Source organism: Aeromicrobium sp. 9AM, from assembly GCF_902506105.1.
Classification (GTDB): Bacteria; Actinomycetota; Actinomycetes; order Propionibacteriales; family Nocardioidaceae; genus Aeromicrobium.
In genome coordinates this window covers 2,418,689-2,444,831 of sequence record NZ_LR733304.1, presented here as the reverse complement: position 1 = coordinate 2,444,831, position 26,143 = coordinate 2,418,689, and the positions used below count along the sequence as shown (strand labels likewise).

Below are 26,143 nucleotides of genomic sequence, written 5' to 3'. Positions count from 1 at the left end.
CCGACGCAGGCTGGAGGCATGACCACTTCGACACTGACCACCAAGACCCTCGGCACCCTCGGCTCGACCCCCGCGATCGGCCTCGGCCTGATGGGGATGTCCGCACTGTACGGACCCTCGGACCGCGACGAGAGCATCGCGACGATCCACGCCGCCCTCGACGCCGGGGTGACCCTGCTCGACACCGGCGACTTCTACGGCATGGGCCACAACGAGCTGCTGCTCGCCGAGGCCCTCAAGGACCATGACCGCGACGCCGTCGACATCAGCGTCAAGTTCGGCGCCCTCCGCGGCCCCGACGGCGCGTGGTTCGGCTTCGACGCCCGGCCCGCCGCGGTGAAGACCTGGCTCGCGTACTCACTCGTGCGGCTCGGCACGGACCACGTCGACATCTACCGCCCGGCCCGGCTCGACCCGGCCGTCCCGATCGAGGAGACCATCGGCGCGATCGCCGAGCTGGTCGAGGCCGGCCACGTCCGCCACATCGGCCTGTCCGAGGTCGGCGCCGACACGATCCGCCGTGCCCACGCCGTGCACCCCATCTCGGACCTGCAGATCGAGTACTCGTTGAACTCCCGCGGCATCGAGGGCGAGATCCTCGACACCTGCCGTGAGCTGGGCATCGGCATCACGGCGTACGGCGTGCTGTCGCGCGGCCTGATCAGCGGGCACTACGACGCGTCGAAGACCGGTGCGGGTGACTTCCGCTCGCACACGCCCCGGTTCCAGGGCGAGAATCTCGACCGCAACCTCCAGCTCGTCGAGGCCATGCGCGAGGTCGCCTCGGACTCCGGCATCACGGTCGCGCAGGCCGCCATCGCGTGGGTCGCGTCCCGCGGCGACGACATCGTCCCGGTCGTCGGCGCCCGTACGCGTGAGCGCCTCGCCGAGACGCTCGGTGCGGCGGAGGTGACGCTCACCGAGGAGCAGCTCGCGGCGATCGAGGCTGCCATGCCGGCCGACGAGGTCGCCGGCACGCGCTACGCCGAGGAGCAGATGGCGATGCTCGACAGCGAGCGCTGAACCCACCCGGCGTGTGAGCAAACTCCCATCGGGTTGCTTTTGTCCGTTGGTCATTGCTTAGGTAAGCCTGACCTAAGTACACACCTTCGGGGGAAGGAGTGGTGGTGCGCCACCACCTGTTCAACGCACGCAATCTCGACCGCTATCGCGACGACATGACGTCGGGGCTCGACGCCCTCGTCGGACATGTCGCCGGGGTGACCCAACCGTTCTCCGGCACGGGCGTGCCCTCGGTGGCCCATCGTGTCGCGGAGGTCGATCTCGACCAGCCGTTGGGAGACCTCGACGCGGTCATCGACGAGATGCGGACGGTCTATCTCGACGATGCGGTCTGGTTCCACGAGCCCCGCTACCTGGCGCACCTCAACTGCCCGGTCGTGATCCCCGCCCTCGTGGCCGAGCTGTTCGTCTCGGCGGTCAACTCCTCGCTCGACACCTGGGACCAGAGCGCGGGCGGCACGCTGGTGGAGCGCCGGCTCGTGGACTGGGCCGCTGGACGGATCGGATTCGGGGAGGAGGCCGACGGGGTCTTCACGAGCGGCGGTACGCAGTCCAACCTCCAGGCCCTGCTTGTCGCGCGCGGACAGGCGTACCTCTCGGGGGATGCCGACCCGGCTGAGCCGCTCGCACAGACGCTCACCCGGTTCCGGATCTTCGCGTCACGCGACAGCCACTTCAGTGTGCAGAAGTCGGCGAACGTGCTGGGCCTCGGCCTCGACGCTGTGGTCACCGTGCCGACCGACGACCGGCATCGCATGGACCCATGGCTGCTTGACGCCGAGATCACCCGGGCGCGGGCAGCCGGGCTGATCCCCATGGCAGTCGTCGCGACTGCCGGCACGACGGACTTCGGCAGCATCGATCCGTTGAACCGCGTCGCCGATGTCTGCGCGGACCACGGCGTGTGGCTGCACGTCGACGCGGCGTACGGCGGCGGGCTGCTGGTGTCGACCCGGCGACGGCACCTCATCGACGGCGTCGAGCGCGCCGACTCGGTGACGATCGACTTCCACAAGACGTTCTTCCAGCCCGTCAGCTCTAGCGCCGTCATCGTCCGCCGCGGCGACGACCTGAGGCACGTGACCTACCACGCCGACTACCTCAACCCGCGGTCCGCGGCACTGCCGAACCAGGTCGACAAGAGCCTGCAGACCACGCGCCGCTTCGACGCCCTCAAGCTGTGGCTCACACTGCGCGTGATGGGGGCCGACGCGATCGGTGACTACCTCGACGACGTCATCGACCTGGCCCACGTCGGCCACGGACTACTCCGCGACGACCCTGACTTCGAGGTCGTGGTGGCGCCGACCCTGAGCACCCTGGTGTTCCGCTTCCGCCCTGCGGGCGTGCCGGAGGGGATCGCCGACGAGGTCAACCCGCGGATTCGCCGTACGATCGCCGGCCGCGGCAACGCTGTCATCGCCGGCACGGTGGTGGACGGCCGCGCGTGGCTGAAGTTCACCCTGCTCAACCCCGAGACGACCGCCGACGACCTGCGAGCCGTGCTCGACCTGATCCGCGAGATCGGCCGCGAGCTGCTCGACGAGCTGCGAGCGGAGGCCCGCGGATGAGGACGTACGACTTCGCCGCCATCGGGCTCGGGCCGTTCAACCTCGGGCTGGCCTGCCTCGCGGAACCGGTCGACGGGCTCGACGGGATCTTCCTCGAGGCGCGCGACGACTTCAGCTGGCACCCCGGCATGATGCTCGCCGACGCGACGCTGCAGGTCCCGTTCATGGCCGACCTCGTCACGATGGCCGATCCGACGTCGCGGTTCTCGTTCCTCGAGTTCCTCAAGCGGACCGGCCGGCTCTACAAGTTCTACATCCGCGAGAGCTTCTACCCGTTGCGCGCCGAGTACGACCAGTACTGCCGGTGGGCTGCGGGGCAAATCGCGGGAATCCGATTCGGCCGACACGTCGATCGCGTCGAGCACGACGGTGAGGCGTACGTCGTCACGGCCCGGCTCCGCAACGGCGACACCGAGACGTACCGGGCGAGGCGCATGGTGCTCGGCACGGGGACGCAGCCGCACGTTCCTCCTGCGCTGCGCGGACTCGACGGACCCGTGATCCACACCGCCGACTACCTCACCCACAAGGCCGCCCTGCAGGCGAAGCGTTCGATCACGATCGTCGGCAGCGGGCAGAGTGCGGCCGAGGTCTACCTCGACCTGCTCGAGGACATCGACTCGTACGGCTATGAGCTCGTCTGGGCCACGCGATCGCCGCGGTTCTTCCCGATGGAGTACACCAAGCTCACGCTCGAGATGACCTCGCCGGAGTACACCGCGTACTTCCGGGCGCTGCCGATGCAGAAGCGCGACGAGCTCCTGCGCTCGCAGCGCCAGCTCTACAAGGGCATCAGCGGGGACCTCATCGACACGATCTACGACTCGCTCTATCGCAAGCAGGTGCACGGCGAGGTGCCCACGCGCCTGCTGACCAACACCGAGCTGGCCGGCGCGGCCTGGGATGAGTCGAGGGGCGCGTACGACCTCGAGCTCCGGCACACCGAGCTCGAGGTGCCGTTCGCGCTGGAGTCCGAGGCGCTGGTCCTCGCGACGGGATACCGGTCACACGTGCCGGGATTCGTCGGACCGATCACGGACCGGATCCGCTGGGACGAACGAGGCCGTTACGCCGTCGCGGCCGGCTACACGATCGACGAACAGGAGCAGATCTTCGTGCAGAACGCCGAGGAGCACACCCACGGCCTCGTGGCGCCCGACCTCGGTATGGGCGCCTTCCGCAACTCGGTCATCGTCAACGCGATGTGCGGGCGCGAGGTCTATCCGGTCGAGGAGCGGATCGCGTTCCAGGAGTTCGGAGTGCCGGCACCGGCTCGGACGGAGGTGCCGGTATGACCACGACCGCCCTTCTCGCCCGGGCCACCCGCATCGGCCGGATCACGATCGAACCCGTCGACCTCGACCGTGATGCCGCGGCCCTCCACTCCTGGGTGACGCACCCGCGATCGGTCTACTGGGGCATGCAGGCTGCGACCGTCGATGAGGTGCGGACGGCATACGCCGACATCGCGGCCGACCCGCACCACGGCGCCTGGCTCGGCCGTGTCGACGGCGAACCGGCGTTCCTCGCCGAGACGTACGATCCCGCCCACAGCGAGCTCGCCGGCGCGTACGAGGTGCGCGACGGTGACATCGGCATGCACGTGCTCGTCGCGCCGACGGACCGGCCGCGCCACGGCTTCACCTCTGCGGTGTTCCGCGCCGTGATGGAGCTCTGCCTCGACGATCCGCGCCATCGCCGGGTCGTCGTCGAGCCCGACATCCGCAACGAGCGCATCGCCGCACTCAACACGGCGGCAGGCTTCCGCGTCGAGCGCGAGGTGCAGCTCGCCGGCAAGACCGCGGCGCTCAGCACGTGCACCCGTGAGCAGTTCCTGGCGAGCGCGATCCGCCGCGACGAGGCCCAGCGGGTCGCCTCGCACCTGACGCCTGACGCCATGGAGCGCGCGCACCGGTTCCTGGTCGCCAAGGCGCTGGCGGAGTTCTCGCACGAGCGGCTGCTCATGCCGGAGCCCATCGGCCATGATCACCAGGTCACGATCGGCGACACCCGCTACCGGTTCCACGCGCATCGGCACGAGCTCGAGCACTGGGTCGTCGAGCCGTGGTCGGTGACGCGAGAGGTCGATGGCGAGCCCGCCGACCTGGACGCTCTCGCGTTCATCGCAGAGCACGCGGAGGTCCTGGGCATCCCCGAGGCGCTGCTGCCGACCTACCTCGAGGAGATCAGCAGCACGCTCGCGAGCGCCGCATGGAAGCACGTCCACGGCACGCTGACCTCGGCCGACCTCGTCCACGCCGACTTCCAGACGATCGAAGCGGCGATGACCGAGGGACATCCCGGATTCGTCGCCAACAACGGCCGCATCGGCTTCTCGGCATCGGACTTCACCGCGTACGCGCCGGAGGCTGGGCAGCCCTTCGCGGTGGTGTGGCTCGCGGTGCTCCGCACCAAGGCGCATCTCTCGCTGGGTGCGGGGCTCGACGAGGAAGCCCTGTACGCCGGGGAGCTCGACGCCTCGACCCGTGAGTGCTTCGACGCCGAGCTGCGCGATCTCGGCCTGGACCCTGACGACTACCTGCTGATGCCCGCGCACCCGTGGCAGTGGGAGCACAAGCTGGCGATCACGTTCGCTCCCGATGTCGCCCGGCGCGACATCGTCTGCCTGGGCCGCAGCGACGACCGCTATCGCGCCCAGCAATCGATCCGTACGTTCTTCAACGCCGACCGCCCCGAACGGCACTACGTCAAGACCGCGCTCTCGATCCAGAACATGGGGTTCATGCGGGGGCTTTCGCCGGCGTACATGCGGGCGACACCGGCGATCAACGACTGGGTCGCGGGGCTCGTCGACGCCGACGAGGAGCTGCGTGAGTGTGGCTTCGGTGTGCTGCGCGAGCGCGCGGCGATCGGCTACACCGGCGACGCCTATCACCGGCTCGGGACGCCGTCGGCGTACACCAAGATGCTGGCCGCGCTCTGGCGGGAGAGCCCGCTGCCGCAGCTCGCCGCCGGTGAACGACTCGCGACGATGGCTTCCCTGCTGCACCGCGACCGGGACGGCCGTCACCTGGTCACCGAGCTGATCGGGGCGTCGGGGGTGTCACCCAGGGAGTGGGTCGCGAGCTACCTTCGGGCGTATCTCCGCCCGATCGTGCACTGCCTGCACCGCTACGAGCTGGCGTTCATGCCCCACGGCGAGAACCTCATCCTCGTCATGGAGGACCACGTGCCGACGCGCGTGCTGATGAAGGACATCGGCGAGGAGATCGCCGTGATGGGTGACCTGCCGCTGCCCGCCGACGTCGAGCGGGTGCGCGTGACGGTGCCGGAGCGGGTCAAGCCGCTGGCGGTGCTGACCGATGTGTTCGACGGATTCCTGCGCTTCCTTGCCGGCATCCTTGCCGAGGACCGGGTGCTGGGCCCGGACGAGTTCTGGGCACTCGTCGCGGGCACGATCACCGCCCACCAGGCCGCGCATCCGGAGCTGGCCGAGGCGTTCGCGCGGATCGACCTGTTCGTCCCCGAGTTCGATCACTCGTGCCTCAACAGGCTGCAGCTGCGCAACACCAAGGAGATGGTGGACCTGTCCGACCAGGCCGAGTCGCTGATCTTCGCCGGCACTCTGGTCAACCCGATCTCCCGGTGACGATCAGGGCAGCAGCAGGACCTTGCCGGTGGCGCGGCGCTCGTCGAGCGTGAGGAGTGCTTGCGTCGCCTGGGCGAGGGGGAACGTCGGGCCGACGACGGGGCGCAGGGCACCGCTCTCGAGGTGCGGCGCGAGCGCCGCCCACTCCTTGGCGACGTGACCCGGGCGCGCCAGGGCGTACGCACCCCAGCCGACACCGACGACCGACACGTTGTTGAGCAGCAGGCGGTTGACCTTGACCGTCGGGATCTCGCCGGCGGTGAATCCGATGACCAGCAGGCGGCCGTCCGCCTTGAGGCTGCGCAGCGAGTCGGTGAACCGGTCGCCGCCCACGGGGTCGACCACGATGTCGACGCCACCCTGCTCGGCGACCGCGTCCTTGAACCCGTCGGGCAGCACGAACGCGTCGGCACCCGCCTGCAGCGCGATTGCGCCCTTCTCGGGCGTCGAGGTGACGGCGATGACCCGTTCGGCGCCGAACGCCTTGGCGACCTGGATCGCCGCGGTGCCGACGCCTCCGGCCGCGCCGTGCACCAGCACCGACTCGCCGGCCTCGAGGCGACCGCGCTCGACGAGGGCGAAGTAGGCGGTGCCGTAGTTGAAGACGATCGCGGCACCCTGCTCGTACGAGATGCTGTCGGGGATCGGGAACGTCAGGTCGACCTGCGCGACGGCCTCCTCGGCGAACCCGCCGAGCAGGCACAGCGCTGCCACGCGGTCGCCCGGCGAGAAGCCGGAACCGTCCGGAGCGCTGATGACCTCGCCGGCGATCTCGGCGCCCGGCGTGAACGGCAGGTCGGGCTTGAGCTGGTAGAGCCCGCGGCTCTGGAGCACCTCGGGGAACGCGACGCCGGCCGCGCGTACGCGGATGAGCACCTGGTTGGCGGCCGGTTCGGGGCTGGGGAGCTCGACGAGCTCGACCGCTGAGGGGCCGTCGAGAGACGTGATCTGTACGGCTTTCATGTCCGCGAGACTAGCGTACGGACTAAGCGAGCGCTTAGCACCCGATCCGGTCCGTACTCTTGTGCCCATGCGCGCATCCGTCGACGTCGAAGTAGCCCGCTGGTGCGCAGATCACCGGATCACCGTGCTCACCAAGATCTGTCGGGTGCTCGAGGACGTCGGCGAGTCGACGGTGTTCCTCGCCGCCCTCGTCGTGGTCGGCCTGCTGGTCCTGGTGGTCCGCAGGATGTGGCTGGACCTGCCATCCGTCGGGTTCGCGTTCCTGGCGATGGTCATCGTCAACGGCAACCTGAAGCACCGGATCGACCGACCGCGCCCGCCGGCCGACCTCGCGCTGACGACGTTGCACGGGTCGGCGATGCCCTCGTCCCATGCGGTGCTGACCTCGTCGATCCTCGTCGCGATCCTGATGGTCCCGCAGTGGACATCGACGTCCGCCCGCCGCACGGTAGGGCTCACCGGAGCAGCCGGTTGCATCGTCACGGGCGCCGCGATGGTCTACCTCGGCGGCCACTGGCTGACGGACGTGCTCGTCGGCTGGGCCGTCGGGATCGTCATGATCGGCGGCACACTGCTGCTGTGGCGACGCATCGGCCTGCCCACGGGGAAGACCGCCTGATGCGGCTCATCGACCTGCTGCCCAAGGGCGTGACGACGGACGAGGACGTCGTATACGACGCGATCACTCAATGGGTCGACCGACGCGGGCTCACCCTCTATCCCGCGCAGGACGAGGCGATCCTGGAGTGCGTCGCCGGCTCCAACGTGATCCTGGCGACGCCGACCGGCTCCGGCAAGAGCCTCGTGGCGACCGCGGCGATGGCAGCCGCGCTGGCTCGCGGAGAGTGCAGCGTCTACACCGCACCGATCAAGGCCCTCGTGAGCGAGAAGTTCTTCGACCTCTGCGACATCTTCGGTGCCGACAACGTCGGGATGGTCACCGGTGATGCCGCGGTCAACGCCGACGCCCCGATCATCGCGGCGACCGCCGAGATCCTCGCCAACATGGCGCTCCGCGAGGGTGCCAACGCCGACATCGGCCTGGTCGTGATGGACGAGTTCCACTTCTACGCCGATCCCGACCGCGGCTGGGCCTGGCAGGTGCCGCTGATCGAGCTGCCCAAGGCGCAGTTCCTGCTGATGTCGGCGACGCTGGGCGACACGACGCGGTTCGAGGCCGATCTGTCGAGGCGTACGGGCCGGTCGACCGCGCTCGTCACGACCTCCGAGCGCCCGGTCCCGCTCATCTCGGAGTACGTCTCGACGCCGATCCAGGAGACCCTCGAGCAGCTGATCGAGACGAACCAGACGCCGGTGTACGTCGTGCACTTCACGCAGGTCTCGGCGCTCGAGCGCGCGCAGGCGCTGACGAGCATCAAGGTCGCGACCCGCGAGGAGCGCGACGTCATCGCCGAGCACCTCGGCGACTTCCGGTTCTCCTCGGCGTTCGGCAAGACCCTCTCGCGGCTCGTACGCATGGGGGTCGGCGTGCACCACGCGGGCATGCTGCCGCGCTACCGCCGGCTCGTCGAGACGCTGACCCAGGCCGGCCTGCTCAAGGTCGTCTGCGGCACCGACACGCTCGGCGTCGGCATCAACGTGCCGATCCGCACCGTGCTCTTCAGCGGCCTGTCGAAGTACGACGGCGTCCGCCAGCGCCAGCTGCAGGTGCGCGAGTTCCAGCAGATCGCGGGGCGCGCGGGCCGGGCCGGCTTCGACACCGTCGGCCACGTCATCGTCGAGGCGCCCGAGCACGACATCGAGAACGCCCGCCTGGTCCGCAAGGCCGGCGACGACGTCAAGAAGCAGCGCAAGATCCAGCGCAAGAAGGCGCCCGAAGGCTTCGTGTCGTGGGGCGAGGGCACGTTCACCAAGCTCTCGACCGGTACGCCCGAGGCCCTCGTCTCGCGCATGCGAGTCAGCCACGCGATGGTGCTCGACGTCATCTCGCGACGCGGCGACGCCCGCGCGTCGCTGGAGCGGCTGCTGCGGGAGAGCGACGAGACCGAGGAGTCGCAGGACCGCCTGCTCGCCGAGGTCGACGAGATCATCGACGCGTTGCTCACCGGCGGCGTCGTCGAGCAGGTCGACCCGCCGGACGCCGACGGTCGTAGGCTCCGCCTGACGGTCGACCTGCAGGCCAACTTCGCCCTCAACCAGCCGCTGTCGCCGTTCGCCGTCGCGGCCTTCGAGCTGCTCGACCGCGACGACCCGGCATACGCGCTCGACATGGTCTCGGTGGTCGAGGCGACGCTCGACGACCCGAGACCGATCATCAACGCCCAGCGTCATCGCGCCCGCGGCGAGGCGATCAACGAGATGAAGATGGACGGCATCGAGTACGACGAGCGGATGGAGCTGCTCGAGGAGATCACCCACCCCAAGCCGCTCGAGGAGCTGCTCGGCGTCGCGTACGAGTCCTATCGCAAGGGGCACCCGTGGGTCGCCGACCACGAGCTGCGGCCCAAGTCGGTCGTGCGCGAGATGTGGGAGCGCGCGATGACGTTCTCCGAGCTGATCGGCGACTACCAGCTCGCCCGGTCCGAGGGGCTCGTCCTGCGCTACCTCTCCGACGTCTACAAGACGCTGCTGCGCACGGTGCCCGAGCAACTGCGCAACGAGGAGCTCATCGACCTCACCGAGTGGCTCGGCGAGCTCGTACGCCAGACCGACTCGAGCCTGCTCGACGAGTGGGAGCAGCTGATCAACCCGGACACCGATCCCGCCGAGGTGCGTGCGAAGGCCGAGGGCAGCGCTCCCCCGCGGCCCGTCACCGGCAACGCGCGGGCGTTCCGGGTCCTCGTCCGCAATGCGCTGTTCCGCCGGGTCGAGCTCGCGGCTCTGGGCCGGTGGAGTGCGCTGGGCGAGCTCGACGGCGAGGACGGCTGGGACGCGACGGAGTGGATGGCGGCGATCGCGGCCTATCGCGAGGAGTACGACTCGATCGGCACCGGTCCGGCGGCGCGAGGGCCCGACCTGTTCATGGTCGAGGAGGGCGCGATCACGTGGCGGGTGCGCCAGACGTTCGACGACCCCGAGGGCGACCGCGACTGGGGCATCACGGCCCAGGTCGACCTGCCGGCGTCGGACGAGGCAGGCGAAGCGGTGGTCACGATCCTGGACGTCGGCCCTCTCTGACGTCTGCATTCGCTCGCCAGCGACGAGCTCTGCGAGGAGTGTGAGGGAGCTGGGGGCACCTCCCGCGAGCGCAGCGAGTGGGGGAGGGACGAGCGACCGAGGCGTGGTGAGACAGCAGGATTGCGCGAGTCCTCGACCTTGCGTTGGTTCGCCTCGCTTCGCTCACATTCGGCCGCGGGCGGCCTCATTGGCGAACGCGGTCTAGCGCATCGTCAGCCGCAGCGGGGCCTTGTCGCCCGGCACGTTCGTGATGTTGCGGAGCTTGTTGGGTGCGACGGCGTCGGCGGTCACTTCGTAGCGCTGCAGCACCTCGCGCAGCACGACCGTGCCCTCCATCAACGAGAACGCCGCTCCGATGCACCGGCGTACGCCACCGCCGAACGGGATCCAGGTGTTGGCCGCGACCTTCTCGGCGGTGAACCGCTCAGGCTTGAACAGGTGCGCGTCCGCGAAGCTCGCCTCACGGCTGTGCGACAGCATGATCGATGGCGTGACCGTCGTGCCGCGAGGCAGCAACCGGCCCGCGACGACCTGGTCGCTCTGCAGCGTACGAGCGACGAAGTCGATGATCGGGTGCAGGCGCATCGACTCCTTGAGGCAGGCCTCGAGGTACGCGTCGTCGCCCGTGTCCGCGGCGGCGACGGCGCGAGCCAGGATCTCTGGGTCACGGCCCAGCTCGTGCAGCGTCCACGACAGCGCCGAGGCGGTCGTCTCGTGCCCGGCCAGCAGCAGCGTGACGAGCTGGTCGCGCATCTCGGCGTCGGTCAGCGGCGTCTCGCCCTCGGAGGCGCCGACCCGCAGCAGCCGTGAGAGTACGTCGTCGCGGCCGTCGAGGTCGTGTGCCGCCCGCCGCTCGGCGATCTCGGCGTACAGGAGCTCGTCGACCTCCTGCTGGTTCTTGAAGTAGCCGCGCCAGGGCGGCAGCTTGAAGAGTCGCGGGTACGACCAGGCGAGCAGCATCTTGGCGTCGATGTTGACCATGCGGTTGACCTTGGGTCGCAGCACCGAGAGCCGCTCCTCGTCGGTCACGCCGAACACGACCTGCAGGATCACGTCGAGCGTGATGGCGTTCATCCGATCGAGGGTCACGAGGGTGTCGCCGTCGTGCCACGAGTCGACCTCGATCTTGGCGATCGCCTCGACGAGCGGCTGGTAGGCCCGCATCGACGGGCCGGTGAATGCCGGCATCAGCAGCTTGCGGGCCCGCTGGTGCTCGGCGTCGTCCGTCAGCAGCACCGAGTGCTCGCCCATGACGGGCTTGAGGATCGCGTTGCCCTCGCCCGCGTGGAACTGCGACGGGTCGGCGGCGAAGATCTCCTTGATGTCCGCCGGGTCGCTGAACACGACGAGCGTACGAGGGCCGGGCAGGATCCGCAGCGAGAACGTGTCGCCGTACTCCTGGTGGTACGCCGGGACGGTCCCGGCCCGGTCGCGCAGGAACTTCCACGTCATCCGGGCCGGAGACATGCTCGGCCCATCAGGCAGGTCGTAGTCCTGCGCGAGGCTCATGCCGCCTTCTCCCAGACGAAGTCGTGCGCCTTGACCTTGCGGGTCTCCCACCAGTAGCGGAAGGTGAAGCCGGGCCAGATCGTGCGGTTCTTGCCATGGCTGTCGAGATACCAGCTCGTGCAGCCGCCCTGGCTCCACACTCCCTTGCTGACCTTCTCCTGCAGCTCGTCGTTGAACTCGCGCTGCGCCTCGGAGGTGGGCTCGACGGCCTGCGCACCACGCTCGTTCATCGAGTCGAGCATGTTGATGATCCACTTCGTCTGCTGCTCGATCATGAAGACGACCGAGTTGTGGCCCAGCGCCGTGTTGGGGCCGAGCATGAAGAAGAAGTTGGGGAAGTGCGCGACCGAGATGCCGAGGTAGGTCTCGATGCCCTCCTTCTTGAACGTGTCGGAGAGGTCTCGGCCACCCTTGCCGGTGACGTGGACCCATTCGAACGCGTCCGTCACGTGGAACCCCGTGCCGTAGATGATGACGTCCGCCTCGCGGAACGTGCCGTCCTTGGCGAGGATCCCGTCGGGGCGGATCTCCTCGATGCCCTCGGTGATGAGGGCGACGTTGTCGCGGTTGTAGATGGGGATGTAGTTGTCGGTCTTGAGCACGCGCTTGCAGCCCAGCCGGTAGTCGGGGATGAGCTTCTCGGCCGTCTCGGGATCGTCGACCGTCTTGCGGATGTAGGCCGAGACCTGCTTCTCGACCAGGCTCGAGATGTTCTGCAACGGTCCGGTGAAGCCCAGCTGCTGGGCCTCGTTGAGCCAGTAGCGGCTGTTGCGATAGAGCCGGGTCCCGCCGGGGATCTTGGAGATGAAGGCCTTCTTGCGGCCGGTGATCTCGTGGTTGTGCTTGGGCACGACCCAGGGAGCCGTGCGCTGGTAGACGTCGAGCTGGCCGACTTCGGGCGCGATCTGCGGGAGGAACTGGATGGCGCTCGCGCCCGTACCGATGACGGCGACCTTCTTGCCGGTCAGGTCGACGTCGTGCTGCCACTGCGCGGAGTGGAAGTGCGGGCCCTGGAACGTCTCGGCACCCGTGAGCTTGGGGATGTTGGGGATGTGCAGGCCGCCGATGCCCGAGATCAGGACCCGCGTGTCGTACGTCTCCTGGCTCGTGGTGACGGTCCAGCGCAACCGGTCCTCGTCCCACACCGCACCCGTGAGCTCGGTGTTGAAGTGGATGAGGTCGTAGAGCGCGTTCTTCTTCGCGACCGTCCGCATGTAGTCCCAGATCTCCGGCTGGGCGGAGTACTCGCGGCTCCAGTCGGGGTTGAGCTCGTACGAGAACGAGTACATGTGGCTCTGGATGTCGCACTCGGCGCCGGGGTAGGTGTTGTCGCGCCACGTGCCGCCGACGTCGTCCGCCTTCTCGATGACGATGAAGTCGCCGCGGCCGGATTCGCGCAGCTTCATGGCCATGCCCATTCCTGAGAAGCCGGTGCCGACGATGAGGATGTCCGTTTTGATCACGTTTCAGATACTATCGGTATCTGAGTACGATGCAAGAGTGTCTCGGGCCACAGGGCCCGACGGACGAGGAGCGGTTGTGGCAGTCGACAACGTGAGGGTCAGCAGGGCCGAGCGGCAGGCTCAGACGCGCGAGCGGCTCATCGTCGTCGCACGCGAGATGTTCCTGTCGGACGGCTACGCCGCGACGTCGCTCGACAAGGTCGCGGTGCGTGCCGGCTTCTCCAAGGGCGCGGTCTACTCCAACTTCGCCGGCAAGGAACAGCTCTGCATGGCGGTGCTCGACAGCATCCACGAGGAGCAGATTGAGGGCGTCGTCACGGCGTTCTCGCAGGACACCGACCTCGATGGCCGCATCGAGGCCTTCGCCGCCTGGGCCCGCGAAGGACTGGGTCAGCCGCGCTGGACCGCCCTCGAGGTCGAGTTCGGCGCCATCGCCCGCCAGAGCCCCTACGTCGCGACCGAGCTCGTCAAGCGGCACCGGGAGATCCGGGCCGCGATCGCCGAGCTGGTCCGCCGGGTGACCACCGAGGCCGGCCTCGGGGACGTCGTCGATCCTGACCAGGCGGCGACGACGCTGCTCAGCCTCGGCATCGGGCTCGGCACGCTGCGCTCGCTCGACAGCACGATCGACGTCGGGGTCTTCGCCGACACGATGCGTGCCCTGCTCAAGAGCTCGACGGTGTGACCTTCAGGATCTTGTCGTCCGAGCCGTTCGACGTGGTCAGGTAGACCGAGCCGTCAGGCCCGCGCACCGCGGCCCGCAACCGGCCGTACGTGCCGTCGAGGACAGCCGGCTTCCACGTCGCCAGCAGCGTGCCGGACGAGCTGAGCAGGAAGATGCGTACGGAGGTGTCCTTGAGCGCCGTCACCACCAGAGCCCCGTTCCACGCTCCCCACCCGGATCCGCTGACGAAGGTCGCACCGCTGGTCGCGACCGTCGGATCACCTGATCGCCACCTGGCCTTGATCTGTTTGCCCGGCAGGCTGTCGTCGGTCATCGGAGAGTTCGCGCCCTCGTTGTACGAAGGGTCGCCGCTCCGGCGTGGCACGGGGTTCCAGCCGTAGTTGCCGCCGGTGTGCAGCAGGTTGACCTCGTCGTCGCGATAGCTGCCGTGCTCGACCGACCACACCCTGCCGTCGGCGCGACGGGCGAGACCCTGGACGTTGCGGTGGCCGTACGTGAAGACCTTGCGCTTCATCAGGTTGGCGCTGGACCGGAACGGATTGCCGGGCAGTGTGCCGCCGGTCGAGGCGTCGACCCGCAGGACCTTGCCGCCGCCGGAGAACAGGCTCTGTGCGTTGGTGCCGGTCGCGGCGTCGCCGGTGCCGATGTAGAGCGTGTTGCCGGGCCCCTTCAGCAGGGCGCAGCCGCCGTGCCGCCCGCTCGTCGACGGCAGGCTGCGGACCAGCGTCCGCTTGATCGTCGCCGTGGTGAGCGCGTCGTCAAGGTGCCAGCGCACGACGCGTACGTCCTGGGTCGAGCCGGACTGGAAGCCGTGGCACGTGATGATGTCGTGCGTCGTGGCGAAGTCGGCGGCGACCTCGACCGACATCAGACCGGTCTCGCCGGAGGACCACATCCCGGGCGGCGCGTTGAGCAGGATCCGCTCATCACCGTCGGGCTCTCGCAGGGTGAGGCGCTTGCGGGCCCGCTCGGTGTAGAGCATCGATCCGTCGGGCAGGAAGGCCACGTCCCACGGGATGTCGAGGCCTGACCTGACGACCGTGACCGTCAGCGTGGGGCGCGTCGGCTGGGCGGAGGCGGGGCCGATGACTGCGGACAGCAGGACCATGGCAACTGCGACGAGGGACCAACGCTTCATCCGTCCAGTGTGCGCGTGACAGGGTCAACGCGCTCGCGGGCTACGACTCGCCGAGCCTGGCCAGCAGCAGGACCTCGGCGAGGCAGGCGCGCTCCCATTCCGCGAGGTGCAGGCCCTCGTTGGTGCCGTGCGCGCGGGTGTCGGGGTCCTCGACGCCGGTGACCAGCACGGAGGCCTGCGGGAACGCGTCGGCGAACGTCGCGATGAACGGGATCGACCCACCGACCCCCATGTCGATCGGAGCCACACCGTCCCAGGCCGCCGTCATCGCCTCGCGGGCGGCGTCGTACGCCGGTCCGGTCGCATCGAGGGTCGTGGGATCGCCGCCGTCCGCGTACGTCAGGGTGACCTGCGCGCCCCAGGGAGCATGGGCCAGGACGTGCTCTTGGAGGCGCTCGAACGCCGCCTCGCACGTGTCACCCGGCGCGATTCGCATCGAGATCATGGCGGTTGCGGCGGGGACGAGCGTGTTGCTGGCTGCCGCCGTGCTGGGCGCGTCGATGCCGGTCACCGTGAGGGACGGCTTGGTCCACATGCGCTCGACGTACGAGCCCGTGCCGATCGTGCGTACGCCGTCGGCGAGGCCTGACTCGTGGGCGAGCCGGTCCTCCGGGTAGTCGACGTCAGCAGCCTCGGAGGTCACCAGACCGGCGACCGCGACCGAGCCGTCGTCGTCGTGCAGTGAGGCCAGGACGCGGGTCAGCGCCATCAGCGCATCCGGCACGACTCCGCCGAACATCCCGGAGTGGACGCCGTGGCGGAGCGTGCGGACCTCGAGGGTCGCGCGCACGAGGCCACGCAGTCTCGTCGTCAGTGCCGGCTCACCGATGTCCCAGTTGCCCGAGTCGGCGATCACGATGACGTCGGCCTCCAGCAGCGATCCGTGCTCGCCGATGAATGCCTCGAGGGTCGGCGACCCGATCTCCTCCTCGCCCTCCACGAACACCTTGACGCCGACCGGCAGGGCGTCACCGAGCGCGCGTACCGCAGCGAGGTGTGCCGCGATGCCGGCCTTGTCGTCGGCGGCGCCACGGCCGTAGAGGCGGCCGTCGCGCTCCGTCGGCTCGAACGGCGAGGAGTCCCATGCGTCGTGATCGCCCTCCGGCTGCACGTCGTGGTGCGCGTACAGCAGCACCGTCGGCGTGCCGGGGGGCCCTGGCTTGTGGGCCAGCACCGCGGGAGCCCCGCCGCCGCTTCGCAGGATCTGCGTGTCGAACCCCTCGGCGGCGAACAAGGCGCGCGTGGCCTCGGCCGACGCCTCTACGTCATCCGCGTGCTCGGGCGCAGCGCTGACGGACGGGATCCGGACCAGCTGTTCGAGGTCGGCGCGGACGGACGGCAGGACGGCGGCAAGGGCGGCGCGCAGGTCGCCGGGGCTGGAGGACGTCATGCCTCCGACCCTACGAGAACGGGCTAGTAGCCGCCGTTGGCCTTGAACCGGTCGTAGCTGGCCTGGATCTCGGCCTCCGCCTCGACGCGACCGGTCCAGGTGGAGCCCTCGACCGACTTGCCGGGCTCGAGGTCCTTGTAGACCGTGAAGAAGTGCTCGATCTCGAGGCGGTCGAACTCCGGCACGTGGTGGATGTCGCGCAGGTGCTCCTGGCGCGGATCCTTGGCCGGGACGCACAGCACCTTGTCGTCTCCGCCGGCCTCGTCGGTCATGCGGAACATGCCGATCGTGCGGCAGGAGATCACGCAGCCGGGGAAGGTCGGTTCCGACAGCAGCACGAGGGCATCCAGCGGGTCGCTGTCGAGGCCGAGCGTGTCGTCGATGAAACCGTAGTCAGCGGGATACTGCGTCGCGGTGAACAGCGTGCGGTCGAGGCGGATGCGATGCGTCGCGTGGTCGACCTCGTACTTGTTGCGGCTGCCCTTGGGGATCTCCACGGTGACGTCGAAAATCACTGGTGCCTCCGGCGGTTGAATTCGGGGTGCGCGCGCCCTGAGCGCGGCGCAACGGGGTCTCTATAGTCTGGCGCATGTGCCGTCTCACGGGGAAAGCAGGGTCGCGAAGCCACGCGGTGCGTTCGTCATCCCCTCGCTGGTCCTCGCGATCGTCGTGGCGCTCGGCATCTTCCTGTGGTCCCGCGGCGACCTCAACGGCCTGATCTGCGACGGCGACTGCGGCCCCGCCAACGTCATCCCGCCCCGCTCGCTGACGACTGACACCCAGCCCGCCGAGTCCGCACCGCGGCGCCCCGCGCCCGGCGACATCGACCCGGCCAAGCTCAAGGCCGCGGTCCGGCCGGTCCTCGATGCGTCGGTGCTCGGGCCGCACGTCGGGTTCACGGCGATCGCCCCGGCCAACGGCAGCGCACTCATGTCGAGCGGCCCGGGAGCGTACGTGCCGGCATCGACGACCAAGGTGCTCACGAGCTTCGCCGCGCTGTCGCTGATCGACCCGCAGACCAGGTACGCGACGCGCGTCGTCGGCTCGGCCGACCGGATCGTGCTGGTGGGTGGTGGCGACCCCTACCTCGCGGTCAAGGCCGGCAAGAAGGACGACCCGGTCATCCGCGCCGACCTCACGACGCTGGCCAAGCGCGCGGCGGCTGCGCTGAGGAAGAACGGGACGACGAGCGTCAACCTCGGCTACGACTCCTCGCTCTTCACGGGCCCCGACGCGAGCCCGGGCTGGGAGTCGACGTACGTCAGCCAGAACATCGTCACGCCGGTCAGCGCGCTGTGGGCCGACCAGGGTGAGCAGAACGGCATACGCGCCAAGGATCCCGCCGCGGCGGCAGCCCGCACGTTCGCCGGCCTGCTCGAGGATCGCGGCATCACGGTGACGGACGAGCCCGAGCAGGCGAAGGTGGCGCAAGGAGCGACCGCGCTCGCCGCGGTGCGCAGCGCGACGGTCGCCACGATCATCGAGACCCTCATCCGGGTCAGCGACAACCAGGCCGCCGAGGTCATGCTGCGGCACGCGGCCATCGCGGCGGGCAAGCCGGCGAGCTTCGAGGGCGGCGCCGAGGCGGTCGCCGACGTGCTCGACCAGGCCGACATCGACACCGACGGCCTCGTGCTGCATGACGGGAGCGGGTTGTCGCGCCGCAACCGCATCACGCCCCTGACCCTGGCGCAGACCGTCAACGTCGCAGCCGCGACGCCGCGGACCTCCGGTCTGCTCGCCGACCTGCCGATCAGCGGCTTCACCGGCACCTTGGTCGACCGGTTCGCCAAGCTCAAGCCGTCTCTCGGCATGGTCCGCGCCAAGACCGGCACGTTGACCGGCGTCCACTCGCTCGCCGGGTACGCCCTCGATGCCGCCGGTCGCCCGGTCGTCTTCGCCGTGATGGCGGATCGCACCAGCAAGGCCGCGCCGCTCGAGGCGCAGGCGGCCCTCGACAAGGTCGCCGCCGCGATCACCGAGTGCGACTGCGGTTGATCTGCGGTGGTGGTTTCGAGGCTCCGCTTCGCTCCGCACCTCAACCACCGGTGGTTGAGGTGCGGAGGCCGCCCGCGGCCGAGCCTCGAAACCACCATCCAGGCCGTAACGTAGCCACATGATCGATTGGAAGTTCGCGCTCTCGACGGCGACGAAGCTGTCGAAGCCCGGGCCGGACATGTCGGCCGCCGAGGTGGCCGAGGCCGTGGCCGAGCTGCGCGAGGGCGCCGCCAGGTCCGAGGGCCCGGTGCGCGACTTCAGCGATCTGCACGCCACGTCGGCGACTGCGCCCGTGCTCGTGGTCGACCGCCCGCGCTGGATCGAGGCCAACCTCGACACGTTCAAGGTCATGATGGACCCGGTGATGGTCAAGCTCGCGGCCGCCAACAAGGCGCCCTCCGGGATGGCCAAGACCGTCGGGGAGAAGATCAGCGGCGCCGAGCTCGGTGCGCTGATGTCGTTCATGTCGAGCAAGGTCCTCGGCCAGTTCGACCCGTTCTGGGACGGCCCCAACGGCGAAGGCGGCCGACTCCTGCTCGTCGCGCCCAACATCGTCCAGGCCGAGCGGCAGCTCGACGTCGACCCGCACGACTTCCGGCTGTGGGTGTGCCTGCACGAGGAGACGCACCGCGTGCAGTTCACCGCGGTCGACTGGATGCGCGACCACATGAAGTCGCTGCTCGACGAGTTCGTCGACGCCACTGACCTCGACGCATCGGCGATCTCCTCGCTCGTGACCGACGGCCTCGGCGAGGTGATCCGCGTCGTCCGCGGCGACTCGGACGCGTCACTCGCCGAGCTGTTCCAGAACGACCGGCAGCGCGAGGTCGTCGACCGGCTGACCGGCATCATGTCGCTGCTCGAGGGACATGCCGACGTGGTGATGGACGGCGTCGGGCCGGACGTCATCCCGAGCGTCGCCGAGATCCGCCGCAAGTTCACCCAGCGCCGCAAGGGCGCCGGTACGTTCGACCGTCTGCTCCGCCGCCTGATGGGGCTCGACGCCAAGATGCGCCAGTACCGCGACGGCGCCGAGTTCGTCCGCGAGGTCAACGGCAAGGTGGGGCTCTCGGGCTTCAACGCCGTGTGGGCCGAGCCGGCCAACCTGCCCACCAAGTCCGAGATCCTCGACCCGTCCTCGTGGGTCGCCCGCGTGCACGGCTGAGCTCGTCGGCATGGGCGGTGCACTCGATCCGGTGGTCGCAACGGGTCGCAACCTCGTGCGCAGCGCGCTGACCGACCTCGCGCCGGGCAGTCGTGTGGTCGTCGCGGTCTCCGGCGGTGCCGACTCGTTGGCGTTGGCCGCCGTCACGGCGTTCGTGGCCGACCGTGAGGCGTACGACCTGTCGGCCGTGATCGTCGACCATCAGCTGCAGCGCGAGTCATCGACCGTCGCCGCCAGGGCCGCCGACCAGCTCGCGAGCCTCGCCGTCAGTGCCCAGGTGGTGACGGTCGATGTCGGCACGGCAGGCGGGCCCGAGGCATCGGCCCGCCGCGCACGCTACGAGGCGCTCGAACGTACGGGCGCCGACGCGATCCTGCTGGCGCACACCCTCGACGACCAGGCCGAGACGGTGCTGCTCGGTCTCGGCCGGGGCTCTGGCCCCCGCTCGATCGCCGGCATGGCTCCGGTCGACGGGATGCTCCGCCGACCGTTCCTGGGACTGAGGCGAGCCGAGACCGAGCAGATCTGCCGGGCGTACGACCTGCAGTGGTGGACCGATCCGCACAACAGCGACCCGGCCTACCGGAGGTCGCGCGTGCGCGGCGAGGCCATGCCGGTGCTCGAGGACGTGCTGGGTGGGGGAGTCGCCGAGGCGCTGGCGCGGACCGCGGACCAGGTGCGGAGCGACAACGCGTACCTCGACGAGCTGGCCGGCGCCGTCGAGGACGGCGACCGCGTCCCGACCCTGTTGGCACTGCCGGCCGCCCTGAGGTCGCGGGTGCTCCGCCGCCACGCGCTCGAGGCGGGTGCCGACGGCTCGGCCCTCACGGCAGCGCACGTCGCCGAGCTCGACCGCCTCGTCACGGACTGGCACGGACAGGTCCGGATCGAGCTGCCGGGAGGCATCGCGTGCGTACGGGAGGGGGATTCCCTGTCGTACGTGCGGACCCCTGTGGGAGGCTGATCCCGTGGATCAGACGCATGTCGAAGATGACCTCGAGCTCGACCAGACCCTGTTCACCGAAGAGCAGATCGTCTCCCGGCTCAAGGAGATGGCCGCGGACATCGAACGGGACTACGAGGGCAAGGACATCCTGCTCGTGGGCGTGCTCAAGGGCGCCGTCATGGTGATGGCCGACCTCGCCCGCAGCCTCGACCGGCACGTCGAGATGGACTGGATGGCGGTGTCGTCATACGGCTCCGGCACCAAGTCGTCCGGAGTGGTGCGCATCCTCAAGGACCTCGACACCGACCTGAGCGGCCGGCACGTCCTGATCGTCGAGGACATCATCGACACCGGCCTGACGCTGTCGTGGCTCATCACCAACCTCCGTTCGCGCGGACCGGCGTCGGTCGAGATCGCGACGCTGCTGCGCAAGCCCGAGGCGCAGCAGATGGACGTCGAGGTCAAGTACGTCGGCTTCGACATCCCCAACGCGTTCGTGGTCGGCTACGGCCTCGACTACAACGAGAGGTACCGCAACCTGCGGTGCATCGGCACGCTCTCGCCGCACGTCTACTCCTAGCAATCCCCAGCAACCGCAGGGCATGGTTCGCTGCTGGCGAACGCTGGCAGGGAACGTTGAGCGGCCGGACACACGTTCAACTGATGGACGGCGCTGCGTGTACCGTCTCATTACCGACCAGCACACCAGGAGGAGTGGACCCGCTCCACGCCGTACATGAACCTCAAACGCCTCTTCAAGGGCCCTTGGCTCTGGATCATCGTCATCACCGTCGTGGTGATCGCGATCGTCATCGGAACGTCCAACGCCGACGGCTACAAGTCCGTCAAGACCGCCACGATGGTGAGCTACCTCGAGGACGGCAAGGTCAAGGAGGTCACGTTCGTCGACGGTGACCAGCAGATCCAGGCGACGCTGGATGACGGCAAGAAGGTCAAGGCCAAGTACCTCGGCGACCAGGGCGTGCGCCTCGTGCAGCAGGCCGAGAAGTCCGTCGCCGACAAGCAGCTCAAGTCGTTCGACGTCAAGGTCCCCAAGACCAACCCGCTGCTGTCGCTCCTGTTCACGCTGCTGCCGATCATCCTGATCTTCCTGCTGATCATCTACATGATGAACAACGCCGCCGGTGGTGGCGGCCGCGTCATGCAGTTCGCCAAGTCCAAGGCCAAGCTCATGACCAAGGACACCCCCAAGACGACGTTCGCCGACGTCGCGGGTGTCAACGAGGCGATCGAGGAGCTCGGCGAGATCAAGGAGTTCCTCCAGGAGCCGGCCAAGTTCCAGGCCGTCGGCGCCAAGATCCCCAAGGGCGTCCTGCTCTACGGCCCGCCCGGCACCGGCAAGACCCTGCTGGCGCGCGCCGTCGCGGGTGAGGCCGGCGTCCCGTTCTACTCGATCTCGGGCTCCGACTTCGTCGAGATGTTCGTGGGTGTCGGCGCGAGCCGCGTCCGCGACCTGTTCGAGCAGGCCAAGGAGAACGCCCCGGCCATCGTCTTCATCGACGAGATCGATGCCGTCGGGCGCCACCGCGGCACCGGCATGGGCGGCGGCCACGACGAGCGCGAGCAGACCCTCAACCAGCTGCTCGTCGAGATGGACGGCTTCGACGTACGCGGCGGGGTCATCCTGATCGCGGCGACCAACCGTCCCGACGTGCTCGACCCGGCGCTGCTGCGTCCCGGCCGCTTCGACCGGCAGATCGGCGTCGAGGCACCCGACCTCGCCGGCCGCACGCAGATCCTCAAGGTGCACTCGCGGGGCAAGCCCATCGCGCCGGGCGTCGACCTCGAGGCCATCGGCCGCCGCACCCCCGGCTTCAGCGGCGCCGACCTCGCCAACGTGCTCAACGAGGCCGCACTGCTGACCGCCCGCAACAACGAGAAGACGATCACCAACACGTCCCTCGACGAGGCGATCGACCGCGTCATCTCCGGCCCCCAGAAGCGCAGCCGCCTGATGAACGAGAACGAGCGACGCATCACGGCCTATCACGAGGGCGGCCACGCGCTCGTCGCCGCGGCGCTCCCGCAGAGCGACCCGGTCCACAAGATCACGATCCTGCCACGTGGTCGCGCGCTGGGCTACACGATGGTGCTGCCCGACGAGGACAAGTACTCCCAGACGCGTGCCGAGCTGCTCGACAAGCTCGCCTACATGATGGGCGGACGCGCGGCCGAGGAGCTCGTGTTCCACGACCCGACGACCGGCGCCGGCAACGACATCGAGAAGGCCACCAGCCTGGCCCGCGCGATGGTCACGCAGTACGGCATGACCGAGCGCCTCGGTGCCGTACGCCTGGGCGAGAACGAGTCGCAGCCCTTCCTGGGCCGCGACATCGGTCACGCGCGCAACTACTCCGAGGCCGTCGCGGCCGTCGTGGACGAGGAGATCAACAAGCTGATCTCCTACGCCCACCAGGAGGCGTTCGACATCCTCAACGAGAACCGGGACGTCCTCGACGCCCTGGTGACCGAGCTGCTCGAGAAGGAGACCCTCGACAAGTCGCAGGTCGCCGAGATCTTCGAGCCGCTGCGTCGCCGCGAGATCCGGCCGGCGTGGACCGGTTCCGAGACCCGCGTGCCGTCGACGCGTCCGCCGGTCGCGACGATCCCCGGCCAGTCCTACAGCGGCAAGAACGGCACCAACGGGACGCCCATCGTGATCGGCCCTGACAGCGGCGTCGACGCCCCGCCCCCGGCGGCTGGTGACGTGCACGGCGACACCGAGCTGTCGTGACGGTTGACCGGCCGCGCGCCGAGGCGGCGATCCGCGAGCTGTTGATCGCGGTCGGTGAGGATCCCGACCGCGACGGCCTGCGCGACACGCCAGCCCGGGTCGCCAAGTCGTACGAGGAGCTGCTCGCCGGGCTCGACCAGGACCCCGAAGAGGTCCTCACCGCGGTGTTCGAGGTGGGCCACGACGAGCTCGTGCTGGTCAAGGACATCGAGATGTGGTCGATGTGCGAGCACCACCTGGTGCCGTTCTTCGGCGTCGCACACGTGGGCTACATCCCGACCGACGGCGGCCGGGTCACGGGCCTGTCCAAGCTCGCGCGCGTCGTCGACGTGTTCGCGCGCCGGCCGCAGGTCCAGGAGCGGCTCACGACCCAGATCGCCGACGCGCTCATCGAGCACCTCAACCCGCGCGGCGTCATCGTCGTGATCGAGGCCGAGCACCTCTGCATGACGATGCGGGGCGTGCGCAAGGGCGGTGCCAAGACCATCACGAGTGCCGTGCGCGGACAGCTGCGCGACCCGGCGACCCGAGCCGAGGCCATGGGCCTCATCACGGCACGATAGGTCGCCGTGCTCCCCGGACTGCCCGAGGACCGCTGCCTCGTGATGGGCGTCGTCAACGTCACCCCTGACTCGTTCTCCGACGGCGGCAAGTGGCTCGACGCGCCCACCGCGATCCAGCACGGCATCGACCTCGTCGCCGAGGGTGCCGACCTGGTCGACGTGGGCGGCGAGTCGACCCGCCCCGGCGCCGCCCGCATCGACGGCGACGAGGAGCTGCGCCGCGTCATCCCGGTCATCGAGGGCCTGGTCGCGGAGGGCATCACCGTCTCGGTCGACACGATGCGCGCCTCGACGGCGCAGCAGGCGCTCGACGCGGGCGCGGTGCTGATCAACGACGTGTCCGGTGGGCGCGCCGACTCCGAGATGCTGGGCCTCGCCGCCAGGACACACGCGCCGATCGTCCTGATGCACTGGCGCGAGCACTCCGCCGTCATGCAGAACCACACCCACTACGACGACCTGGTCGACGACATCGTCCGCGAGCTGATGGGCCAGCTCAACCACGCCGTCCTCGCGGGGGTCGACTCCGGGCGGATCATCCTCGACCCGGGCCTCGGCTTCTCCAAGACCGGGGCGCAGAACTGGACGGTCCTGGCGCACCTCGATGCGTTCACCGAGCTCCGGCACCCGCTGCTGGTGGCGGCGTCGCGCAAGCGCTTCCTCGGCGAGCTGCTGTCCGACCCTTCGACAGGCTCAGGACACGCGGAGATTCGTCCTACGGACGGCCGCGACGACGCGACGGCCGCGATCACGACGCTCGCCGCCCAGGCCGGTGCCTGGTGCGTACGCGTGCATGAGCCGGCCGCCTCAGCCGATGCCGTACGCGTCGTGGCTCGGCTGGCGCAGGAGGCGCAGTGACCGACTACCTCACGTCGCACCGGCTGTTCTACGACGCGATCGAGACCGGCGATGTCGACCTGATGGCCTCGCTGTGGGTCGACGACGTCGACACCTCCTGTGTGCACCCCGGGGCCCTGCCGCTGCGGGGCACGGCGCAGATCCTGCGTTCCTGGACCGTGCTGATGGCCAACGTCGGCTACATCCAGTTCTTCCTCACCGACCTCGAGGTGGCGACCTTCCCGCACTGCTCGGACGAGCCCACGACGGCCGTCGTGACGTGCACCGAGAACATCCTGTCGGGAGAGGGCCTGTCGTCAGCGGAGGCCTTCTCCGGGGGCAAGCTGGTCTGCACCAGTATCTTGGTCAAGGAACCGGGGGGTTGGAAGTTCTTGTCGCGCCACGCCTCCCCGATCGCCGAGCTGCACATCGAGGACGAGGACTCTGCATGATCCCCAGCGGTCTTGACCGGATCGACCTGCGTGGCATCTCGGCACACGGATTCCACGGCGTGTTCGCCGAGGAGCGGCAGAACGGGCAGACGTTCATCGCCGACGTGAGCCTCGGCCTCGACCTCGGTCCCGCGGCCCGCGAGGGCGACCTGACCAAGACGGTCCACTACGGCGTCCTCGCGCAGCAGATACACGATGCCATCGTGGGGGAGCCGGTCGACCTGATTGAGTCGCTCGCGCTCCGTATGGTGGACTTGTGCCTGGCCGAAGAGTCGGTCCAATGGGTTAGCGTGACGGTGCACAAACCGGAAGCGCCCATCGAGGTGACGTTCGAAGATGTCGCCGTCACGATAGAGCGGAGCAAACAGTGACCGAAGCGCCCACACCGTACGTCCTGGACGCCGACACGATGACTGGCGGGATGCGTCCCATCCGCCAGGCCGTCCTGTCCCTCGGCTCCAACCTGGGCGATCGGCACGGCAAGCTTCAGGGCGCGGTCTCCGCCCTTGAGGACACTCCCGAGGTCACGGTCGTCGCGATCTCCTCGGTCTACGAGACCGACCCGGTCAACGCGGTCGAGGGCTCCGGCAAGTTCCTCAACGCCGTGGTGCTGATCGACACGACCCTGACGGTCCACACGCTGCTCGACCGCGCGCTGGCGATCGAGGATGCGTTCGGCCGCGAGCGTTCTGAGCAGGGCGCTCCCCGCACGCTCGACGTCGACCTCATCGTCGTCGGACCCCGGGTCGCCGACGACGAGTCGCTCAAGCTGCCGCATCCCCGCGCTCACGAGCGCGGCTTCGTCCTGATCCCGTGGCTCGAGATCGACCCTGAGGGCGAGATCCCCGGTCAGGGCTTCGTCGCCGACCTCCTCGAGGGCGTCGACACCAACGGCGTCCACAAGCGCGAGGACCTCGAGATCATCCTGTGATCTCGA

Annotated in this window: 23 protein-coding genes; 17 read left to right on the top strand and 6 right to left on the bottom strand. The window is 69.2% G+C overall.

The annotated features are described in order from the left end of the window. The first annotated feature begins 18 nt into the window (after positions 1-18). The 4 genes from BOSE46_RS18575 to BOSE46_RS18560 all read left to right on the top strand — a co-directional run bounded on the left by BOSE46_RS18575 (position 19) and on the right by BOSE46_RS18560 (position 6,204). Positions 19-1,023, top strand: coding sequence for an aldo/keto reductase (locus tag BOSE46_RS18575; RefSeq protein WP_201299672.1), 1,005 nt, complete (start codon positions 19-21; stop codon positions 1,021-1,023). Between the two features lie 104 nt (positions 1,024-1,127). Further along, entirely contained in the window at positions 1,128-2,594 is a 1,467-nt protein-coding gene (locus BOSE46_RS18570) for an aspartate aminotransferase family protein (RefSeq protein ID WP_305782141.1), read from the top strand. Further along, the gene (locus BOSE46_RS18565; RefSeq protein ID WP_159541641.1) at positions 2,591-3,889 is read left to right on the top strand and encodes a lysine N(6)-hydroxylase/L-ornithine N(5)-oxygenase family protein; all 1,299 of its coding nucleotides are present in this window, start codon (positions 2,591-2,593) and stop codon (positions 3,887-3,889) included. The genes BOSE46_RS18570 and BOSE46_RS18565 overlap by 4 nt, the downstream gene beginning before the upstream one ends. Further along, complete coding sequence (locus BOSE46_RS18560) at positions 3,886-6,204, top strand: GNAT family N-acetyltransferase (RefSeq protein ID WP_159541640.1); 2,319 nt, start codon at positions 3,886-3,888, stop codon at positions 6,202-6,204. Before BOSE46_RS18565 ends, BOSE46_RS18560 begins: the two co-directional genes overlap by 4 nt. Before the next feature lie 3 nt (positions 6,205-6,207). Here the strand turns inward: BOSE46_RS18560 and BOSE46_RS18555 are convergent, their stop codons facing one another. After that, a complete protein-coding gene (locus BOSE46_RS18555) occupies positions 6,208-7,167 on the bottom strand; it encodes an NADPH:quinone oxidoreductase family protein (protein ID WP_159541639.1) in 960 nt (319 codons plus the stop codon). Between the two features lie 67 nt (positions 7,168-7,234). On the opposite strand from BOSE46_RS18555, the gene BOSE46_RS18550 reads away from it, so the two are divergent. Both BOSE46_RS18550 and BOSE46_RS18545 read left to right on the top strand, forming a co-directional pair. After that, a complete protein-coding gene (locus BOSE46_RS18550; RefSeq protein ID WP_159541638.1) occupies positions 7,235-7,786 on the top strand; it encodes a phosphatase PAP2 family protein in 552 nt (183 codons plus the stop codon). Next, a complete protein-coding gene (locus BOSE46_RS18545; RefSeq protein ID WP_159541637.1) occupies positions 7,786-10,305 on the top strand; it encodes an RNA helicase in 2,520 nt (839 codons plus the stop codon). Before BOSE46_RS18550 ends, BOSE46_RS18545 begins: the two co-directional genes overlap by 1 nt. A gap of 201 nt (positions 10,306-10,506) precedes the next feature. Here BOSE46_RS18545 and BOSE46_RS18540 read toward each other — a convergent pair whose 3' ends face one another. Both BOSE46_RS18540 and BOSE46_RS18535 read right to left on the bottom strand, forming a co-directional pair. After that, entirely contained in the window at positions 10,507-11,814 is a 1,308-nt protein-coding gene (locus BOSE46_RS18540) for a cytochrome P450 (RefSeq protein ID WP_159541636.1), read from the bottom strand. Further along, positions 11,811-13,277, bottom strand: a complete 1,467-nt coding sequence (locus tag BOSE46_RS18535) for an NAD(P)/FAD-dependent oxidoreductase (RefSeq protein WP_159541635.1) — start codon at positions 13,275-13,277, stop codon at positions 11,811-11,813. The genes BOSE46_RS18540 and BOSE46_RS18535 overlap by 4 nt, the downstream gene beginning before the upstream one ends. Before the next feature lie 76 nt (positions 13,278-13,353). On the opposite strand from BOSE46_RS18535, the gene BOSE46_RS18530 reads away from it, so the two are divergent. Next, complete coding sequence (locus BOSE46_RS18530; protein WP_236551801.1) at positions 13,354-13,962, top strand: TetR/AcrR family transcriptional regulator; 609 nt, start codon at positions 13,354-13,356, stop codon at positions 13,960-13,962. On the opposite strand, the gene BOSE46_RS18525 is transcribed toward BOSE46_RS18530, so the two are convergent. From BOSE46_RS18525 to BOSE46_RS18515, 3 genes are read right to left on the bottom strand one after another with little or no spacing between them, the layout of a single operon-like run. Continuing rightward, positions 13,943-15,100 carry a PQQ-dependent sugar dehydrogenase gene (locus BOSE46_RS18525; RefSeq protein WP_159541633.1) on the bottom strand — a complete coding sequence of 386 codons (1,158 nt, stop codon included), beginning with the start codon at positions 15,098-15,100 and terminating at the stop codon, positions 13,943-13,945. The genes BOSE46_RS18530 and BOSE46_RS18525 overlap by 20 nt on opposite strands. Positions 15,101-15,140: 40 nt before the next feature. Beyond that, positions 15,141-16,490 carry a dipeptidase gene (locus BOSE46_RS18520; RefSeq protein WP_159541632.1) on the bottom strand — a complete coding sequence of 450 codons (1,350 nt, stop codon included), beginning with the start codon at positions 16,488-16,490 and terminating at the stop codon, positions 15,141-15,143. A gap of 23 nt (positions 16,491-16,513) precedes the next feature. After that, positions 16,514-17,005, bottom strand: a complete 492-nt coding sequence (locus BOSE46_RS18515) for an inorganic diphosphatase (RefSeq protein WP_056209957.1) — start codon at positions 17,003-17,005, stop codon at positions 16,514-16,516. Between the two features lie 76 nt (positions 17,006-17,081). Here BOSE46_RS18515 and dacB point away from each other — a divergent pair, with 76 nt between their 5' ends. The 10 genes from dacB (at position 17,082) to folK (ending at position 26,137) form a co-directional block, all read left to right on the top strand. Further along, entirely contained in the window at positions 17,082-18,488 is a 1,407-nt protein-coding gene (gene dacB / locus BOSE46_RS18510; RefSeq protein WP_159541631.1) for a D-alanyl-D-alanine carboxypeptidase/D-alanyl-D-alanine-endopeptidase, read from the top strand. A 118-nt stretch (positions 18,489-18,606) separates the two neighbouring features. Further along, positions 18,607-19,653 (top strand): zinc-dependent metalloprotease, encoded by a 1,047-nt coding sequence (locus BOSE46_RS18505; protein WP_159541630.1) that lies wholly within the window; start codon positions 18,607-18,609, stop codon positions 19,651-19,653. Positions 19,654-19,663: 10 nt separating this feature from the next. Next, entirely contained in the window at positions 19,664-20,617 is a 954-nt protein-coding gene (gene tilS / locus BOSE46_RS18500) for a tRNA lysidine(34) synthetase TilS (protein ID WP_159541629.1), read from the top strand. 4 nt (positions 20,618-20,621) lie between these two features. Continuing rightward, the gene (hpt, locus tag BOSE46_RS18495; RefSeq protein WP_159541628.1) at positions 20,622-21,179 is read left to right on the top strand and encodes a hypoxanthine phosphoribosyltransferase; all 558 of its coding nucleotides are present in this window, start codon (positions 20,622-20,624) and stop codon (positions 21,177-21,179) included. 156 nt (positions 21,180-21,335) lie between these two features. Further along, positions 21,336-23,354 carry an ATP-dependent zinc metalloprotease FtsH gene (gene ftsH / locus BOSE46_RS18490; protein ID WP_159541627.1) on the top strand — a complete coding sequence of 673 codons (2,019 nt, stop codon included), beginning with the start codon at positions 21,336-21,338 and terminating at the stop codon, positions 23,352-23,354. Continuing rightward, complete coding sequence (folE, locus tag BOSE46_RS18485; protein ID WP_159541626.1) at positions 23,351-23,917, top strand: GTP cyclohydrolase I FolE; 567 nt, start codon at positions 23,351-23,353, stop codon at positions 23,915-23,917. The genes ftsH and folE overlap by 4 nt, the downstream gene beginning before the upstream one ends. A 42-nt stretch (positions 23,918-23,959) precedes the next feature. Continuing rightward, a complete protein-coding gene (gene folP, locus BOSE46_RS18480; RefSeq protein ID WP_159542952.1) occupies positions 23,960-24,775 on the top strand; it encodes a dihydropteroate synthase in 816 nt (271 codons plus the stop codon). Then, a complete protein-coding gene (locus BOSE46_RS18475; protein WP_201299671.1) occupies positions 24,772-25,206 on the top strand; it encodes a nuclear transport factor 2 family protein in 435 nt (144 codons plus the stop codon). The genes folP and BOSE46_RS18475 overlap by 4 nt, the downstream gene beginning before the upstream one ends. Then, complete coding sequence (gene folB, locus BOSE46_RS18470; RefSeq protein ID WP_159541625.1) at positions 25,203-25,577, top strand: dihydroneopterin aldolase; 375 nt, start codon at positions 25,203-25,205, stop codon at positions 25,575-25,577. Before BOSE46_RS18475 ends, folB begins: the two co-directional genes overlap by 4 nt. Then, positions 25,574-26,137 (top strand): 2-amino-4-hydroxy-6-hydroxymethyldihydropteridine diphosphokinase, encoded by a 564-nt coding sequence (gene folK, locus BOSE46_RS18465; RefSeq protein WP_159541624.1) that lies wholly within the window; start codon positions 25,574-25,576, stop codon positions 26,135-26,137. The genes folB and folK overlap by 4 nt, the downstream gene beginning before the upstream one ends. The last annotated feature ends 6 nt before the right edge of the window (positions 26,138-26,143 follow it).

Bases quoted from the DNA above. Each gene is read 5' to 3' on its own strand.
- BOSE46_RS18525 (WP_159541633.1), bottom strand. From the start codon at position 15,100: ATGAAGCGTTGGTCCCTCGTCGCAGTTGCCATGGTCCTGCTGTCCGCA.
- BOSE46_RS18540 (WP_159541636.1), bottom strand. From the start codon at position 11,814: ATGAGCCTCGCGCAGGACTACGACCTGCCTGATGGGCCGAGCATGTCT.
- folP (WP_159542952.1), top strand. From the start codon at position 23,960: ATGGGCGTCGTCAACGTCACCCCTGACTCGTTCTCCGACGGCGGCAAG.
- folB (WP_159541625.1), top strand. From the start codon at position 25,203: ATGATCCCCAGCGGTCTTGACCGGATCGACCTGCGTGGCATCTCGGCA.
- BOSE46_RS18520 (WP_159541632.1), bottom strand. From the start codon at position 16,490: ATGACGTCCTCCAGCCCCGGCGACCTGCGCGCCGCCCTTGCCGCCGTC.
- tilS (WP_159541629.1), top strand. From the start codon at position 19,664: ATGGGCGGTGCACTCGATCCGGTGGTCGCAACGGGTCGCAACCTCGTG.
- BOSE46_RS18550 (WP_159541638.1), top strand. From the start codon at position 7,235: ATGCGCGCATCCGTCGACGTCGAAGTAGCCCGCTGGTGCGCAGATCAC.
- BOSE46_RS18560 (WP_159541640.1), top strand. From the start codon at position 3,886: ATGACCACGACCGCCCTTCTCGCCCGGGCCACCCGCATCGGCCGGATC.
- BOSE46_RS18555 (WP_159541639.1), bottom strand. From the start codon at position 7,167: ATGAAAGCCGTACAGATCACGTCTCTCGACGGCCCCTCAGCGGTCGAG.
- BOSE46_RS18505 (WP_159541630.1), top strand. From the start codon at position 18,607: ATGATCGATTGGAAGTTCGCGCTCTCGACGGCGACGAAGCTGTCGAAG.
- BOSE46_RS18565 (WP_159541641.1), top strand. From the start codon at position 2,591: ATGAGGACGTACGACTTCGCCGCCATCGGGCTCGGGCCGTTCAACCTC.
- BOSE46_RS18575 (WP_201299672.1), top strand. From the start codon at position 19: ATGACCACTTCGACACTGACCACCAAGACCCTCGGCACCCTCGGCTCG.
- BOSE46_RS18545 (WP_159541637.1), top strand. From the start codon at position 7,786: ATGCGGCTCATCGACCTGCTGCCCAAGGGCGTGACGACGGACGAGGAC.
- ftsH (WP_159541627.1), top strand. From the start codon at position 21,336: ATGAACCTCAAACGCCTCTTCAAGGGCCCTTGGCTCTGGATCATCGTC.